Source organism: Rouxiella sp. T17 (assembly GCF_036663475.1).
Lineage (GTDB): Bacteria > Pseudomonadota > Gammaproteobacteria > Enterobacterales > Enterobacteriaceae > Rouxiella.
This window is the reverse complement of sequence record NZ_JAWUEA010000032.1, coordinates 45,100-60,831: the sequence shown is the minus strand read 5'-3', so window position 1 is coordinate 60,831 and position 15,732 is coordinate 45,100. Positions and strand designations below refer to the sequence as shown.

Below are 15,732 nucleotides of genomic sequence, written 5' to 3'. Positions count from 1 at the left end.
TTACGCTCTTTCACCACTGATAGACACCGGCGGGAACGGATAACGTTCGCCGCGTTCAACCCAATCCATAAAGTCGGCACGGGCCCCCGGGAAACCGATCAGTTTCCAGCCAACCATTTGGTTGTTGCCGCCGTGGATTGGGTCGCAGAAGAAGCCTTCACGGGTGTTTTGCAGCAGGAAGGAGAAGAAAGTCTTGCTTGGAACCTGTTTGAATTCGGCCTTACCGCTTTCAAATTCAGACAACAATGTCTCTTGCTGTTCAGCCGTTAGCTGATTGAAAACCTTGCCAAAACGGGCGTTGGCGTAGTCATTGGCATCGCTGATACCAAGCTGATAAATCTGCAATGGGCCAAGAGGTAACTGGTAGCCAAAATCGTGCTCGGCTTCCGGATTGAATGGCCCTTGCATGTACCAGTTGGCGCCGGTGGCGTAAGGCGTGTCCATCTGGCGATCGATATATTCCGGTACGCCAGCTTCCAGCGCGCCCGGACCGCGATCGTCAGCCGGAATCAAACGGGCGACGGCGGCCTGCAAAAATGCGTACTCTTCGGCAGTAAATTTGGTGGGATGGTAATCCGGTGCCTTAACGGCAGCAGAAGAATCAGCGGGTTTCGTTTCACTAGCCTGAACGGGAGCAGACATTGCCATGAAACCGGTTCCATTTAAAGCCACGGCAGGTGCGATCGCAATGGTTTTGAGAAGGAAGTCTCTACGGGAATTTCCAGTATTTTTAGACGACATAGCAGGTGTTGGATAACCAAAAAGTTGAGAAAATTGTTATACGCCTATTAACAGCGCGCTAAATTGTTAATTTCTTCCCAAAAACAGGAAGAATATGTAAAAATTTTACCACAATGTTAATGCGTGTAATTGGCGATTGATGCCAATAAATGTTTCGGCTTGTAAAATCCAAGTAATAAAATACAAATAATGCAGCAAATAATATGAGTTAATTTGAATGCAAAATAGGCTGGATATTTTGAAGAGTGAAATGAAAAAGGAAGATTTAAAGAGGAAATTCAGGAGGATAGAAGACGTTTATCAAGAGAACTTCCCTCCCCTTTGCAGGAGAGGGAATCAGACGCTTATTTCTGTGGGCGCATCGCCGGGAACAGAATAACGTCACGGATCGTGTGGCTGTTGGTGAACAGCATCACCATACGGTCGATACCAATACCCAAACCTGCGGTCGGTGGCATGCCGTGTTCCAGCGCGGTCACGTAGTCTTCGTCGTAGAACATCGCTTCGTCATCGCCAGCATCTTTCGCGCTAACCTGATCGGCGAAACGCTGTGCCTGATCTTCAGCATCGTTCAACTCGGAGAAACCGTTACCGATTTCACGTCCGCCGATGAAGAACTCGAAGCGATCGGTCACTTCAGGGTTTTCGTCGTTACGGCGCGCCAGCGGAGAAACTTCTGCCGGATATTCGGTGATGAAGGTTGGCTGAATCAGGTGGCTTTCTGCGGTCTCTTCGAAGATTTCGCAGACTACGCGGCCCAGACCCCAGCTTTTCTCAATCTTGATACCGATAGATTCAGCAATCGCGCACGCTTTCGCCATGTCTTTCAGGTCGTCGACATTGGTTTCAGGACGGTATTTCAGAATCGCTTCGGTCATGGTCAGCTTGGTGAACGGCTTGCCAAAGTCGAAGGTCTGATCGCCATACTGCACGACGCTGCTGCCCAGAACGGTTTCGGTCAGGGTGCGGAACAGCGATTCGGTCAGTACGATCAGGTCACGATAATCCGCATACGCCATGTAGAGTTCCATCATGGTGAACTCTGGGTTGTGACGCGGAGAAACGCCTTCGTTACGGAAGTTACGGTTGATCTCGAATACGCGATCGAAGCCGCCCACCACCAAACGCTTCAGATACAGCTCTGGCGCGATACGCAGGTACATGTCAATGTCCAGCGCGTTATGGTGAGTGATAAACGGACGCGCAGAAGCACCGCCAGGAATGACTTGCATCATTGGCGTTTCAACTTCCATGAAGTCTTGATCAACCATGAACTTGCGGATGCCAGCCATGATTTGCGAACGAATCTGGAAGGTTCTGCGTGATTCATCGTTGGCAATCAGGTCAAGATAACGCTGACGATAGCGGGTTTCCTGATCGGCAAGGCCGTGGAACTTGTCTGGCAACGGACGCAGCGCTTTAGTCAGCAGGCGCAGTTCAGTAACGTGGATAGAGAGTTCGCCGGTCTTGGTTTTAAACAGCTTACCCTTGGCACCCAGAATATCGCCGAGATCCCATTTCTTGAACTCTTCGTTGTACTGACCTTCTGGCAAATCGTCGCGCGCAACGTACAGCTGAATGCGGCCGCCAACGTCTTGCAGCGTCACGAAAGATGCCTTGCCCATGATACGGCGGGTCATCATACGGCCACCGACGGTGACTTCGACGTTTAACGCTTCCAGCTCTTCGTTTTCTTTATTGCCATATTCAGCGTGCAGTGCATCGGAAATGCTATCACGACGGAAATCGTTCGGGAAAGCGATGCCTTTTTCACGCAAAAGGGCCAGCTTCTCACGACGCGCTTTCAGCTCGTTGTTAAGTTCCTGTGCGTTTTCTACGCCCTGTGGCTGCTGCCCAGATGGTTGTTGCTCAGACATTTCGGTTCCTTATAACCCGGCTTTCAAACTTGCTTCGATGAATTTATCCAGGTCGCCATCTAATACGGCCTGTGTGTTGCGTGTTTCCACACCCGTGCGCAGATCTTTGATACGGGAGTCATCCAGAACGTAGGAGCGAATCTGGCTGCCCCAACCGATATCGGACTTGCTGTCTTCCAACTGTTGTTTATCAGCATTTTTCTTTTGCATCTCATACTCATAAAGCTTGGCTTTAAGCTGCTTCATGGCCTGATCGCGGTTTTTATGCTGTGAACGGTCGTTCTGACACTGCACCACAATGTTGGTTGGCATGTGGGTAATACGTACCGCAGATTCGGTTTTGTTAACGTGCTGACCACCCGCACCAGAAGCGCGGTAAACGTCGATACGCAAATCTGCCGGATTGATCTCGATGTCGATATCGTCGTCAACTTCCGGATAAACAAACACGGAGCTGAATGAGGTATGACGACGGCCGCCGGAGTCAAACGGGCTCTTGCGCACCAGGCGGTGAACGCCGGTTTCGGTACGCAACCAGCCAAACGCGTAGTCACCGATGATTTTCACGGTCGCGGATTTAAGGCCGGCCACGTCGCCATCTGACTCTTCGATGATTTCAGTTTTGAAACCGCGAGCATCGGCCCAGCGCAGGAACATACGCAGCAGCATGCTGGCCCAGTCTTGCGCTTCGGTACCGCCGGAGCCTGCCTGAATGTCGAGGTAGCAGTCGGCGCTGTCGTATTCACCAGAGAACATGCGGCGGAACTCGAGCTGGTCAAGTTTGGACATCAGCACGTCGAGCTCGGCTACTGCTTCGTTGAACGTATCTTCATCTTCGGCTTCAACCGCCAGTTCAAGCAGGCCGGCAACGTCTTCACGGCCCTGATATAGCTGGTCGATAGTGTCGACGATGGCTTCAAGTGCGGAGCGCTCTTTACCCAGCGCCTGCGCGCGTTCTGGCTCGTTCCACACGTCCGGCTGTTCCAGCTCGGCGTTAACTTCTTCTAGGCGTTCTTTCTTGGTATCGTAGTCAAAGATACCCCCTAAGAACCGCGGCTCGGTCGGCCAGGTCCTGAATACGGTTTTTTACCGGATTAATTTCAAACATGATTTTTTCGCGTCTTACGTTGAGTCGGTTCTGGCACAGCGCCATTCGAACCGCATATTCTAAAGGAAATGGCGCCTCTTTTATAGCCTTAGCCAGCCTCTGACGAGGTTATTCGCCTAATACCCTTTTATTTAGTCACTAACGCGGCCACAAATGCTGAATCATCAGCTGAACGTTGCGATTTCCGCGATATTCGTTGATGTCCAGCTTATAGGCTAACTGCACCTCGCGCACGCTGGTGTCTGGCCACAGCGTAGGGTCGATATTAAACGCAATACCGTCGAGCAGCGGCCCTCCGCCAACGGGTTCAATCATCAATTTCAAATGCCGCTCTTTCAGCAGTTTTTGCTGCAAGATTCTGAAGGTGCCATCAAAAACCGGTTCGGGAAACGCCTGTCCCCACGGCCCGCCGTCACGCAGCAGCTCGGCGGTGTCGAGCGACATTTCATTGGCCGACAGTTCGCCGTCAGACCAGACAATGCCTTCAAGATGGGAAGGATCCAGCCATTCGCCCACCAGCTCGGCAAAGCATTCGCGGAACTGGTCAAACTTGCTCTCTTCCAGCGAAAGCCCGGCGGCCATGGCGTGCCCGCCAAACTTCATCATCAGCCCTGGATTCAGGGTGTCGATTCGCTCTAACGCGTCGCGCATATGCAAGCCGCTGATAGAACGGCCTGAGCCTTTAAGCACGCCCTCGCCCGCAGGCGCAAACGCGATAACCGGTCGATTAAAGCGTTCTTTTAATCGCGAGGCCAGAATACCGACGACGCCCTGATGCCACTCCGGATGAAACATCGCCAAGCCGTAAGGCAGGTCTTCAGTGCTGGTTTCAAGCTTTTGGCACAGCGCCAGCGCTTCAACTTGCATGCCCTGCTCGATTTCACGGCGAGTCAGATTCAGCGCATCGAGGTCACTGGCCAACGCTCTGGCCTGCGCCATGTCTTCACTTAACAGCAGCGCCACGCCAATCGACATATCATCAAGACGCCCCGCCGCATTCAGCCTTGGACCTAACGCAAAACCGAGGTCACTGGCCGTTAACTGACGCGCGTCGCGACTGGCAACTTCAAGCAGCGCACGCACGCCCGGACGGCATTTACCCGCGCGAATACGGTTAAGCCCCTGATAAACCAGAATACGATTGTTGGTGTCGAGCGGCACTACGTCGGCCACCGTGCCGAGCGCCACGAGATCTAGCCATTCGGCCAGATTTGGCATGGGCAGATTATGCTGTTCAAACCAGCCGCTTTCGCGCAGTTTGCTGCGCAGCGCCAGCATCAAATAAAACGCTACGCCCACGCCCGCCAGCGATTTAGAGGGAAACGCGCAGCCGTGAAGATTTGGATTGATAATCGCTTCGGCGTCGGGCAGCGTTTCACCCGGCAAATGGTGATCGGTAATAAGTACCTGAATGCCCAATTTATGCGCCAATTCGACGCCCGCGTGTGACGAAATGCCGTTATCCACGGTCAGAATCAGCTGGGCACCGCGCGCTGCCGCCTGCTCAACCACTTCAGGACTCAGCCCGTAGCCGTCTTCAAAACGGTTTGGAACCAGATACTTAACGCTGTCACAACCCATGCTGCGCAGGGATAATACGCTTAACGCGGTGCTGGTTGCGCCGTCGGCGTCGAAATCGCCAACAATCATGATTTGCAGACGTTCGGCCAAAGCTTTTTGCAGCAGCGCAACGCCCGCATCGATGCCATCAAGCTCTTGATAACCAAGTAAACCTTTTACGCCACGCTCAAGCTCCTGGCTCTGTTTGACGCCGCGCATGGCGTATAGACGACGCAGCAAAGGGGCGAGGTCGGCAGGAAGATCTGCGCCCTCTTTAACTTCGCGGCGCTTAAGCTGGGTCTTGACTGTCACTAAAACCAACCTTTCTTTAAGCCGACTTTACTAAAGCCGACCTTTTATAGAGTAAGAAAGGCTATCGATTTTTACGCCGATAGCCTGTTGTTGAAACTATTGTTAAAACTGTGGCTGAAACTATTGTTGAAACTGTGGCCGAAACTGTCTTTAACGTTTTACGTTCAGCACTATTTTAACCCGATTTTAACCGGATCGACGGGCGAAGTCTTATGCCTTGATGCCGAGAATTTGCGCCATGGCGGCAGGTGGCTGATAGCCCGGCATCAACGTGCCGTCTTCAAGCACGATAGCCGGAGTGCCCGTCACGCCAAGCTGCTGACCAAGCTCGAAATGTTTAGAGATGTCGACTTTACTGGCGGCAGTTTTGGCAATTGGGGAAATATCTTCGCCACGCATTGCATTATCAAACGCTTTCTTACGGTCGCCGGTATTCCAGATAGACTGCATATTTTTTTCAGTCGCCGAGCCTAATCCTTCGCGCGGGAAGGCGAGATAACGCACGGTAATGCCGAGATCGTTATAGCCTTTCATCTGCTCATGCAGCTTGTGGCAATAGCCGCAGGTGATGTCGGTAAAGACGGTAATCACCTTTTTCTCATGCGCGGCCTTGTAAACGATCATCTCATTTTGCAGCGCATCGAGTTTAGTGATCAATGCCTGATTGCTAAGGTTTACCGGACGCTCGCCGCTGACATCATAAAGGGGCCCTTGCAGCACGAAGCGGCCATCTTCGCTGACATAAATCACGCCCTGCGGCGTCGTCACCGCCTTTAATCCTTTCACGGGTGAGTCCTGAACTTCAGGGTTCTCAAGGCCAATCTTGTTGAATGTTGCCTTTAACGCGGCATCGTCGGCGTGCGCGGCGTTAAACAGTCCGGCTGACGTTATCGCCAGCGCCAATAGAGTCTTTTTCATCGTTACGTCCTGTATTCAGCCTCGGATCAGGCACGAGGATGATGTTGTTGATGCAGCTGTTTTAAACGTTCCGTCGCTACATGAGTATAAATTTGAGTGGTCGAGAGGTCGCTGTGTCCGAGAAGCATCTGTACGACACGCAGGTCGGCCCCGTGGTTCAAAAGATGTGTCGCAAATGCGTGGCGCAACACGTGCGGCGAAAGTTTGTCGGCGTTAATGCCCGCCAGCACGGCGTAATATTTGATGCGATGCCAAAAGGTCTGGCGAGTCATTTGCTGACGGCGACTGCTCGGAAACACGATGTCCAGCGACAGCCCGTCGAGCAGCCACGGCCTGCCATGCTCGAGATAATATTCAATCCAGTACACCGCCTCTTCGCCAAGCGGCACCAGTCGCTCTTTGTCACCTTTACCAATCACCCGCACCACGCCCTGTCGCAGGCTAATATCACTCAATGTGAGTCCGACTAATTCGGTCACGCGCAGACCCGTGGCATACAGCAGCTCAAGCATCGCCTTGTCGCGCAGCTCAAGCGGAATTTCGATACTAGGTGCGGCTAGCAGTGAATCGACCTGTGCCTCGCTTAAATCTTTAGGCAAACGCTGCGGCAATTTCGGTGAAGAAAGCAGCGCGGTAGGGTCATCATCGCGTAGCGATTCGCGGTTAAGATATTGGAACAGGCGACGCATGGCGCTCAGCAGGCGCGCCGAACTGGTCGCCTTATATCCGCCTTCGACACGCTCGGCCAGAAAGGATTGCAAATCAAGCGATTGCACTCGAATCAGGTCGGTTTGATGATGCTCGAGCCACGCCAGCAGAGACTTCAGGTCAAGACGATAGGAAGCCAGCGTATTTTCGGCGAGGTTCCTTTCAAGCCACAGCGTGTCGAGAAACTGTTCAACCAGCATCTGGCCATCGTCGGCGTTAGGCACGGTCTCTCCTTTATCCTGTGTTCAGGCTTTAATTAACGGTCGGTGAATACCCGCACATTATGCCTTAATTTGCCGCAATTCTGGTACACTCAACGGCATTCGTTGACTAACCGAGTATGATTGCAAGAATGAAGATTGGTCTATTCTACGGTTCAAGTACCTGTTACACCGAGATGGCCGCGGAAAAAATTCGCGAGATTCTGGGTGAAGATTTGGTGGATCTGCACAATTTAAAAGATGTCGATCCTTCCGCTATGGAAGATTACGATATTCTTATTCTCGGCATCCCGACGTGGGACTTCGGCGAAATTCAAGAGGATTGGGAAGCGGTCTGGGATCGCCTTACTACCTTGAATCTGCGCGGAAAAATCGTTGCCATGTACGGTATGGGCGACCAGTTAGGTTACGGCGAGTGGTTCCTCGACGCACTTGGCATGCTTTACGATCGACTGCTGCCGCTGGGCGTACAGTTTATTGGTTTCTGGCCTATCGAAGGCTTCGAGTTTACCAGCCCGAAACCTCTCAGCGCCGACGGCAAACATTTCGTTGGGCTGGCGCTGGACGAAGTTAACCAGTTCGAAATGAGCGACGATCGCCTGCAACAGTGGTGTGACCAAATCCTGCTCGAAATGGACGCCCTGCTTTAACTGTTTATCAAAAACCGATAACTGTTTATCAATAATCAATCAGTTATAAACAATTCGTTAAAGCCGCGCCCTCTCCTATTATCGACGCTCACTACCATGGTTAATCACTACCCTGATTAACCATCAGCTTGATTAACCATCACCTTGATTAAAGGGGGTGGTGATGCGTTTTCGAGCTGGCGTCATGTTTGCCGGTGAGCAGCACCTGCCGCAAATGACGCCACTCCTCCTGACTCATGCTGTCAGAGGCCAGCCAAAGCTTCTGCTTTCGGCTGCGAAAAGCCCGACGCCAGCCTTCGCGCGGTTTTTCCCTTCTTAGCGATAACAAGATTCCGCTGTCGATCATCCACGCCGGTTGACGAATTATCCATTCCTGGCCGCGCCACAGCAGTTTGTCCTGTGCCAGCAGGCTGATTTCGCCATGACGCGCGCTGATACGCCTTTGGCTGCGAATAGCTAAAAACACCATTAATACCATCAGGATAAGCCACACCATCCAGTAACCCGGCGGCCACGGTGTCAAGAGAATCAGCAGGATAAGAGCAGCGTGTACAGCCAGTGAAAAGAGCTGGCTGCGCCACGATACCCGTAAATCACAGTGCCACAGGGCCACGGGCTTTATTTCGCGTTTGAATCAGGTCAACGATACGTTTTAACTCGGGATCGGCTGGCTCGCCGTAATTCATCAACCAATTGAATAAATCAGGGTCATCGCATTCAAGCAGGCGGGCAAACTGGCGTTTGTCTTCATCACTCAGCGTGTCGAACTCATGATTGAAGAAGGGCATGATGGCCATATCCAGCTCTTTCATGCCGCGGCGGCAGGCCCAGTGGATGCGAGATTTATTGTTAATATCCATGGTGCAGGTATCCATATAGTTGCTCGTTTGCCAGACCATCCAAAGTTTCAGGCTCTTTGTAAGTCAGACGTTTAACGTGTTTCACAGAGAGAGAGGCATTCGTTTTTATGTTTCGGGGATGATTCTATCAGCCGAAACTCTTCACGCGTAACTATTCAATGCCCGAATCTCACAAGATGATCAATTTTGGGTAATGTGCCGCAAAAGTGCCAGTACGGTCTGTAACGACTAAGCTATCCATGCGAGACGTCTTGGAAACAGCACCAATAAGTGTTTTCAAAGCCGGCCAGCTCTTTTACCATGCCGTAATACTTCCCTACATCAGCAGCTCAGGATTAGGACACATTATGACGTACAAGTACCCGTTTCCTCCGCAAAAGCCTTCATCTTCATCGCATCTTCCGCTGACCATTATTTCACTGGAAGATTGGGCACTGGTTACGCTGACCGGTGCCGATACCCTTAAATACCTGCAAGGTCAGGTGACCACCGACGTCGAGAAGCTGGCACCGGAAAACCACGTACTTTGCGCCCACTGTGATGCCAAAGGCAAAATGTGGAGCAACATGCGGTTGTTCAAACGCGGCGACGGCATGGCGTTTATCGAACGCCGTAACGTGCGTGAGAACCAGCTAACCGAGATGAAAAAATATGCCGTGTTCTCGAAAATCACCTTTACCGCTGACGACGATGTCGTGCTGCTTGGCGTGGCCGGTTTCCAGGCTAGCGCCGCGTTAAAAGGGATTTTTGCGACCTTACCCGATGCCGCTTCGCCGGTGGTGCAAGAAGATGAAACGACGCTGCTCTACCTCGCCTTGCCTGCCGATCGTTATTTGATCGTCACAAGCCCTGAGAAAGCCCAGCAGGTGACGCAGGAACTCGGCGAACAGGCACAGCTTAATGACAGCCAGCAGTGGCTGGCGCTCGATATCGAAGCGGGTTTTCCGATTATCGATACCGTTAATAGCGTGCAGTTTATCCCGCAGGCCACCAACATTCAGGCGCTGGAAGGCATTAGCTTCACCAAGGGCTGTTATGCCGGTCAAGAGATGGTAGCGCGTGCCAAATATCGCGGTGCCAACAAGCGCGCACTTTACTGGCTGGCGGGCAAGTCGAGCAAGGTTCCGGCCGCCGGTGACGATCTTGAGTTGCAGCTTGGTGAAAACTGGCGTCGAACGGGTACCGTGCTGGCCGCAAGCCAATTAAATGACGGCTCGCTTTGGGTTCAGGCCGTGCTGAATAACGATTTAGACAGCGACAGCCACCTTCGCGTGCGCGACGAGTCTGCCAGTTCATTGCGCATTCAGCCGCTGCCTTACTCGCTCGAAGAAGTGAAGTAAACTTCCTGACCTGATCATGAAGCCATAATGAAGCCATAATAAAAAACCCCGGCAAATCATGGATTGACCGGCCGGGGTTTTAACAACATTTCAGTTAATTGCGCAATTAAACGTAAAACTACACGTCATAGTCGTTAGACATAATAGTAGATAGCCAGAAAGTGGCAGAAGCAACCGCCCAGTACAAACCCGTGCCAAATGGCGTGGCCGAAACGAATACGCTTCGACGCATAAAAGATAACGCCCACGGTGTAGAGAATACCGCCCGCCGCCAGCAGCACGACGCCGCCTGTCGACAGCTTCATTGCCAGCTGATAAATCACAATCAGCGACAACCAGCCCATCGTCAGATAAATGACAAGGGAGAGCACTTCAAACCGGTGGGCAAAAATCAGTTTAAAGACCACGCCAAAGGCTGCGATGGACCAGATAACTATCATCAAACCTTTTGCCAGCGGCGAATCCAGGCCCACCAGCAGGAAAGGCGTATAGGTTCCGGCAATCAGTAAATAGATGGCACAGTGATCGAGCTTTTTAAGCCAGTATTTAGCCCGTTCGTGTGGAATGGCGTGATAAAGCGTTGAGGCTAAAAACAGCAAAATCATGCTGCCGCCGTAAAGACTATAACTCGTGATTGCAGTGACATCGGCGTTGGCTCCCACCGCCTGCACCAATAAAAGCACTAAGCCGATAATACCGAAAATTACCCCAACGCCATGACTCAGGCTATTGGCGATTTCTTCCGCCCACGGATATCCTCGTGGTGATAATTTAACCATACGTTGAGAACCTCGAGACCAGAAAACAGACAATTTAATAGCATCAGCACTGTAGCTGACAATGATTCCAGTGTACACGTGTAAGCTTAAATAATGTATAAAGCGATGTAACCGACGATAAAGCCTCTTTACAATGTGTGTCCGCCACGGAAAATATTAGTGGCGTTGCCCAGCGGTTTTAGTGGCTTAAAGCATGATTTTTTTGAAGTTTCGTTTTATGGTGTTAACTCGACTGCATTCGACATGCAGGGACAAAGGATTTTTCAGCAATAGCCGTCTCTAATGACTAAGGTGTAATTATGTCCGTAGCCTCCCCAGCACTTAATTTCGGCCCGATGACCGAAGTTTTTCAATTTCTGATGGAAATAGATAAATTGAAAAGCGTGCAACGCCGTACCAAGGTTTTAGGTACGCAGCGTCAGGAAAACTCGGCGGAGCACAGCTGGCACTTTGCCGTTGCGGCCATGAGTCTGGCACCTTTTGCCGGAGATAACGTCGATATCCAAAAAGTCATTCGCATGGCGTTGCTGCATGACATCGTCGAAATCGATGCCGGTGACGTGCTGGTGTACGATTTAGCGGCGCGTGAAGCAGTGCATGATAAAGAAGTCGAGGCTGCGCACCGTTTGTTTGGCATGCTGCCCGCGCCGCTGAACCAGCAGTTCCTGGATTTATGGAATGAATACGAAGCCGGTGAAACGCCTGAAGCGCGTTTTGCACTGCTAATTGACCGTGCGCTGCCGGTGGTTATGAATCTTAGCAATCAAGGTCAGAGCTGGGTTGAAAATAATATCCGTCTGGAGCAGGTGCTGTCGCGCAACGCCTTTATCAGCGAAGTGAATCCGGCGCTGTGGGAGCATCTGCTTGTTCACCTCAACCACGCCCACGAGCAGGGCTGGTTGAAGTAAACGTCCGTTAAATCGCTGCCAATTGGCGCTGCAGGGCTTCTTCATACGTTGGCATTGAGGCCGCGGCTCCGGCTCGTTCGACGCAAACCGACGCATAGGCCGAGGCAAAATTGGCAGCGTCAAGTAAACTGCTGCCACTGGCGAGTTGAGCCGCCAGCGCGCCATTAAAGGCATCGCCCGCGCCGGTGGTGTCTTTTGGCACCGCCGGGAAAGCGGCGATCAGCTGAATCTCCCCCGCCACCGACAGCAGCGCGCCCTGCGTACCCAGCGTAATGATCAGCGCCTGAATGCCCTTGTCATGCAGCATTTTGGCGGCCTGCTGTGCCGATGCAACATCATTAACTTTAATACCGGTTAGCAGCGTGCATTCGGTAGCGTTTGGCGTTAGCAAATCGACCTTAGCCAGCAGCGCATCGGAAACCGGCTGGAACGGCGCAGGATTGAGGATAATAAAGGTGCCCGCCTCTTCGGCAATATCGATCACCTTTTCAATCGCTGGAAGATTATTTTCGAGCTGCGTCAGCAGAATATCGGCAGCGGCAATTGCCGGACGACACTGCTCAATCTCTTCTGCCGTAAAGGTCAGGTTCGCGCCCGGATCAACGGCAATCATGTTTTCGGCATCAACTCCGGCCACGTAAATCAAAGCGTTGCCCGTAGGAAATTCGGCCGTGGAAAACAGCGTGACGGCATCGAATCCGGCGCTGTCGAGATGACGACGGGCAAAAGTGCCGAAATCATCTCGCCCGACTTTGCCGATGTAATGCACCCGCGCGCCAGCCCGCAGCGCCGCCACCGCCTGATTCGCGCCTTTGCCGCCCGCGCCCATCATGCTGTTATGCGCAATCAGCGATTCGCCCGGCTGCGGAAAACGTGACATTCCAGCGACGATATCCAGATTGAAAGACCCCAATACGCAAACCTTGCCCTTTTTCATGCCTTTCTCCTTAACAGCATTTCCATGCCGGAACTTGGGGGTTCGTAGCGATCATAATCGCGCTGGGCGGCCAGACAGGCACCACGACAACCTGTCTCATCCGTTACACCGCTTTGAATAATAGTCAAACCTTCGGCAGGCTGCGGCCCACGCAGGTGTAAACGAATTTGCTGTTCCAGTCTCGCCAGCGGGAAAGCGGCCATCGACAGCACGCCGCCGCCCAAAATCAGATATTCAGGGTCGAGAATGTTCATTTCGCTGGCGATGGTGCGCCCAAGTCGGTCAACAAACTCCAGCAAATCAGCATGCTGCCCGTAATCGGTGAATAAGTTTTCAAACGCCGTATCGGCGGCATGCTGGCGTTTCCAACCCGCCAGCCAGTTGCCGGAGGTCAGCGTCTCGACGCAGCCGACTTTGCCACACGGACATAGCGCCAGATTACCTGCCAGAGGAATATGCCCGAGCTCGCCCGCCGCGCCATGTGCGCCGTGGTAAAAGTCCTGATTAAGCCACAAACTGTTGCCCAATCCCGTCCCCAAATAGACGCCCACCGCCACGTCGGGAAGTTGCGAAAGGCGGGTTAAGTCCCACCACATCAAGTGGTTAACATCTTTATCCATCACCACTTTCAGGCCCAGACTTTGCGAAAGCAGCTGCGCCACCGGCCTGTTATCCAGCGCGGAAATAAAAGGCAGCGACAGCACGGTCTGGCGGTCACGCGAGAGAATACCGGGTAAACCAAGCATCACTCTGACGACCTGTTGCCTCACGCCGGCCTTATCGAGATAGCGCTCAATCAGCTGCTGCAAACCACTCAGCGGGTCGCCTGACGTTGCCCACGACTGCGTGGGCACTTTTTGATATCCATAAAACTGCTGATTGCTGTCCATCAACATTAAACGGGTGTTGGTGCCGCCAATATCTACGCCGAGAAAACAGTGCATACGGCTCTCCTGCCCTTAGGCTGCCTGACGTGCCAAACGCATTTGATCGAGCATTTTGTCCCAGGCCTTATCCAGATCTTTATCCAGATTAAACAGGCCGGAGGTGCCCACAATTAACACTTCAGCGCCCGCGCCCATCAGATCCTGATAGGTGCGCTCGTTGCAGGATCCGTCGATTTCAATCAGATATTTGTAGCCATGCTGCTGCTTAAGGTCACGCAATTGGCTGACTTTATTGAGCATTTCAGGAATAAACGGCTGTCCTGCATAGCCCGGATCGACCGTCATAATGGTGATTTTATCCAGCAGGTGAATATAGTGCTGAATGAATTCAACGGGCGTTGCCGGATTCAGCACCACGCCCACTTTCTTGCCAAAGGATCGGATCAGGTTGATCACCCGAAAGGCGTCGCGATTGATCGTCTCGGCATGCGGACAGATAAAGTCGGCGCCAGCCTTCGCAATTGCCTCGATGAAATCGGTTGGATTTTCCACCATCATATGTACGTCGAGCACCAGCTGGGTGTGAGGACGGATCTGCTCGATAAAAAACGGCGAAAGGGTAATATTTTTTACATAGTGCCCATCCATGATATCGATGTGCAGCATGTCAGCGCGGCGATTGAGCACCGCCAGTTGTTCTTTGATATCAAACAGGCTCATGCACATTAATGAAGGCGAAATTTTGTATTCCATGGCGTTTTCCTAAAGGCCCCAGAGGCCAATGTTCAAGTGAAAGTGAGATAAATTCGGATTCAAAGTAATGAGGCGCGCGCCTTGGCGGCACTGCGGCGGCTGGCTCGACGCTGGAGATAGCGGGTGCGGAAGAATTTCACCGCCAGCACGACAATCAGCACCGCGCCCCACATCGCCAGGCTAAAGTGCGGGCTGACGTTAAGCAGATTCAAACCGGTCGCGATGACTTGCAGCACGATTAATGACAGCACCACGCCGCTGACCTTGCCGAAGCCGCCAAACGGATCGGTGCCGCCGAGAATAATTGCCAGCACGGTGAGCAACAGATACGAATCGCCGTAGCCCATGCGCGCCGAGTTAAAACGCGCCATCATGATCAGGCCGGCAATCACGCACAGCATGCTCGAGAGCACGTAAATCGCGATCAGCACGCGGTGAGTGTTGACGCCGCTAAAGTGGGTGGCATTAATGTTGCTGCCGCTCATATAGATGTATTTGCCGAGGCGGGTGCGCTCGAGAAATACTGAAATAATCACCGCGGTTGCCAGGAAGACAATGAGCGGCACCGGAATGCCCCACACGGTTTCGGCACCGATAAATCGCACGATGTCAGGCATCCCGCTGAGTGCCGCGCCGCGTGAGAGATAAATACCAATGCCGTTGACCATCGTCATAGTGGCGAGTGTCACCAGAATCGGGTGCGCACCAATGTAGGCCACCAGCGCGCCGGTCAATACGCCGATGACCAGCGCCAGAACCATCGCGCCGACCAGCGCAATCGTCAGCCACACGGCCTGCATCGTCATGCTCGCATCGGCGGGCAGATAGGTCATAAAAACCCACGCCATCAGCAGGCTGGTCAGATTGGCAGTGGCGATAATGCACAGGTTCAGGCCGCCGCTGAGGATGGGAATAAACATCGCCAGCGTCAGCAGGCCCAACTCAGGCAGCTGGAACGCGACGCTCATAAAAGTCGCATCACTAAAAAAGCGGCCCGGCATGGCGATACTGAAGCCGATAATCACCAGAATCAGCAGCAGCGAAAGCCCCAGATTAGTCGGATGCATTTTGAAACGCGTCAGTGACGGCAGCTTGTTATCGGTTTTCTGTTTCATGGGCAGGCTCTTGGATTTTGCAAACATGGCTGTACTCCTCGTAATTTGGTCTTTGGGA

The 15,732-nt window shown here is 52.6% G+C and carries 16 protein-coding genes; 3 read left to right on the top strand and 13 right to left on the bottom strand.

Going from position 1 to position 15,732, the window contains the following annotated elements:
- The 6 genes from SC206_RS12000 to xerD all read right to left on the bottom strand — a co-directional run bounded on the left by SC206_RS12000 (window position 1) and on the right by xerD (window position 7,424).
- Entirely contained in the window at window positions 1-741 is a 741-nt protein-coding gene (locus SC206_RS12000; RefSeq protein ID WP_332737491.1) for a gluconate 2-dehydrogenase subunit 3 family protein, read from the bottom strand.
- Window positions 742-1,085: 344 nt separating this feature from the next.
- Window positions 1,086-2,618: a lysine--tRNA ligase gene (gene lysS, locus SC206_RS11995; protein WP_332737489.1), complete on the bottom strand. Its 1,533-nt coding sequence runs from the start codon at window positions 2,616-2,618 to the stop codon at window positions 1,086-1,088.
- A 9-nt stretch (window positions 2,619-2,627) separates the two neighbouring features.
- A protein-coding gene (gene prfB, locus SC206_RS11990) for a peptide chain release factor 2 (protein ID WP_332737486.1) occupies window positions 2,628-3,726 on the bottom strand; the annotation gives its coding sequence in 2 pieces (ribosomal slippage) (window positions 2,628-3,650 and window positions 3,652-3,726; 1,098 coding nt in all).
- Between the two features lie 138 nt (window positions 3,727-3,864).
- Window positions 3,865-5,598: a single-stranded-DNA-specific exonuclease RecJ gene (gene recJ, locus SC206_RS11985; RefSeq protein ID WP_332737484.1), complete on the bottom strand. Its 1,734-nt coding sequence runs from the start codon at window positions 5,596-5,598 to the stop codon at window positions 3,865-3,867.
- A 210-nt stretch (window positions 5,599-5,808) separates the two neighbouring features.
- On the bottom strand, window positions 5,809-6,516 hold the full coding sequence (gene dsbC / locus SC206_RS11980; RefSeq protein WP_332737482.1) for a bifunctional protein-disulfide isomerase/oxidoreductase DsbC: 708 nt from the start codon (window positions 6,514-6,516) through the stop codon (window positions 5,809-5,811).
- 26 nt (window positions 6,517-6,542) lie between these two features.
- Window positions 6,543-7,424, bottom strand: coding sequence for a site-specific tyrosine recombinase XerD (gene xerD, locus SC206_RS11975; protein WP_332737670.1), 882 nt, complete (start codon window positions 7,422-7,424; stop codon window positions 6,543-6,545).
- A gap of 152 nt (window positions 7,425-7,576) precedes the next feature.
- On the opposite strand from xerD, the gene fldB reads away from it, so the two are divergent.
- The gene (fldB, locus tag SC206_RS11970; RefSeq protein WP_332737480.1) at window positions 7,577-8,095 is read left to right on the top strand and encodes a flavodoxin FldB; all 519 of its coding nucleotides are present in this window, start codon (window positions 7,577-7,579) and stop codon (window positions 8,093-8,095) included.
- Window positions 8,096-8,243: 148 nt separating this feature from the next.
- On the opposite strand, the gene SC206_RS11965 is transcribed toward fldB, so the two are convergent.
- Window positions 8,244-8,708 (bottom strand): protein YgfX, encoded by a 465-nt coding sequence (locus SC206_RS11965; protein ID WP_332737478.1) that lies wholly within the window; start codon window positions 8,706-8,708, stop codon window positions 8,244-8,246.
- Window positions 8,689-8,955, bottom strand: coding sequence for an FAD assembly factor SdhE (sdhE, locus tag SC206_RS11960; RefSeq protein WP_332737668.1), 267 nt, complete (start codon window positions 8,953-8,955; stop codon window positions 8,689-8,691). Before sdhE ends, SC206_RS11965 begins: the two co-directional genes overlap by 20 nt.
- Window positions 8,956-9,302: 347 nt before the next feature.
- Here sdhE and ygfZ point away from each other — a divergent pair, with 347 nt between their 5' ends.
- Entirely contained in the window at window positions 9,303-10,295 is a 993-nt protein-coding gene (gene ygfZ / locus SC206_RS11955; protein WP_332737476.1) for a tRNA-modifying protein YgfZ, read from the top strand.
- A gap of 134 nt (window positions 10,296-10,429) precedes the next feature.
- On the opposite strand, the gene trhA is transcribed toward ygfZ, so the two are convergent.
- Window positions 10,430-11,074: a PAQR family membrane homeostasis protein TrhA gene (gene trhA / locus SC206_RS11950; protein ID WP_332737474.1), complete on the bottom strand. Its 645-nt coding sequence runs from the start codon at window positions 11,072-11,074 to the stop codon at window positions 10,430-10,432.
- A 299-nt stretch (window positions 11,075-11,373) separates the two neighbouring features.
- Between trhA and SC206_RS11945 the strand changes: the two genes are divergently transcribed.
- Window positions 11,374-11,982, top strand: a complete 609-nt coding sequence (locus tag SC206_RS11945) for an HD domain-containing protein (RefSeq protein ID WP_332737472.1) — start codon at window positions 11,374-11,376, stop codon at window positions 11,980-11,982.
- Window positions 11,983-11,989: 7 nt separating this feature from the next.
- Here the strand turns inward: SC206_RS11945 and rbsK are convergent, their stop codons facing one another.
- The 4 genes from rbsK to SC206_RS11925 are packed head-to-tail and all read right to left on the bottom strand — an operon-like array spanning window position 11,990 to window position 15,701.
- On the bottom strand, window positions 11,990-12,919 hold the full coding sequence (gene rbsK, locus SC206_RS11940) for a ribokinase (protein WP_332737470.1): 930 nt from the start codon (window positions 12,917-12,919) through the stop codon (window positions 11,990-11,992).
- A complete protein-coding gene (gene alsK, locus SC206_RS11935) occupies window positions 12,916-13,863 on the bottom strand; it encodes an allose kinase (RefSeq protein ID WP_332737468.1) in 948 nt (315 codons plus the stop codon). Before alsK ends, rbsK begins: the two co-directional genes overlap by 4 nt.
- Window positions 13,864-13,878: 15 nt before the next feature.
- Window positions 13,879-14,559 carry a D-allulose 6-phosphate 3-epimerase gene (gene alsE, locus SC206_RS11930; RefSeq protein WP_332737466.1) on the bottom strand — a complete coding sequence of 227 codons (681 nt, stop codon included), beginning with the start codon at window positions 14,557-14,559 and terminating at the stop codon, window positions 13,879-13,881.
- 59 nt (window positions 14,560-14,618) lie between these two features.
- A complete protein-coding gene (locus SC206_RS11925; RefSeq protein ID WP_332737464.1) occupies window positions 14,619-15,701 on the bottom strand; it encodes an ABC transporter permease in 1,083 nt (360 codons plus the stop codon).
- Window positions 15,702-15,732: the final 31 nt, after the last annotated feature.

Coding starts and splice junctions, on each gene's coding strand:
- SC206_RS12000 (WP_332737491.1), bottom strand. CDS start 741: ATGTCGTCTAAAAATACTGGAAATTCCCGTAGAGACTTCCTTCTCAAA.
- lysS (WP_332737489.1), bottom strand. CDS start 2,618: ATGTCTGAGCAACAACCATCTGGGCAGCAGCCACAGGGCGTAGAAAAC.
- dsbC (WP_332737482.1), bottom strand. CDS start 6,516: ATGAAAAAGACTCTATTGGCGCTGGCGATAACGTCAGCCGGACTGTTT.
- xerD (WP_332737670.1), bottom strand. CDS start 7,424: ATGCTGGTTGAACAGTTTCTCGACACGCTGTGGCTTGAAAGGAACCTC.
- fldB (WP_332737480.1), top strand. CDS start 7,577: ATGAAGATTGGTCTATTCTACGGTTCAAGTACCTGTTACACCGAGATG.
- sdhE (WP_332737668.1), bottom strand. CDS start 8,955: ATGGATATTAACAATAAATCTCGCATCCACTGGGCCTGCCGCCGCGGC.
- ygfZ (WP_332737476.1), top strand. CDS start 9,303: ATGACGTACAAGTACCCGTTTCCTCCGCAAAAGCCTTCATCTTCATCG.
- trhA (WP_332737474.1), bottom strand. CDS start 11,074: ATGGTTAAATTATCACCACGAGGATATCCGTGGGCGGAAGAAATCGCC.
- SC206_RS11945 (WP_332737472.1), top strand. CDS start 11,374: ATGTCCGTAGCCTCCCCAGCACTTAATTTCGGCCCGATGACCGAAGTT.
- rbsK (WP_332737470.1), bottom strand. CDS start 12,919: ATGAAAAAGGGCAAGGTTTGCGTATTGGGGTCTTTCAATCTGGATATC.
- alsK (WP_332737468.1), bottom strand. CDS start 13,863: ATGCACTGTTTTCTCGGCGTAGATATTGGCGGCACCAACACCCGTTTA.
- alsE (WP_332737466.1), bottom strand. CDS start 14,559: ATGGAATACAAAATTTCGCCTTCATTAATGTGCATGAGCCTGTTTGAT.
- SC206_RS11925 (WP_332737464.1), bottom strand. CDS start 15,701: ATGTTTGCAAAATCCAAGAGCCTGCCCATGAAACAGAAAACCGATAAC.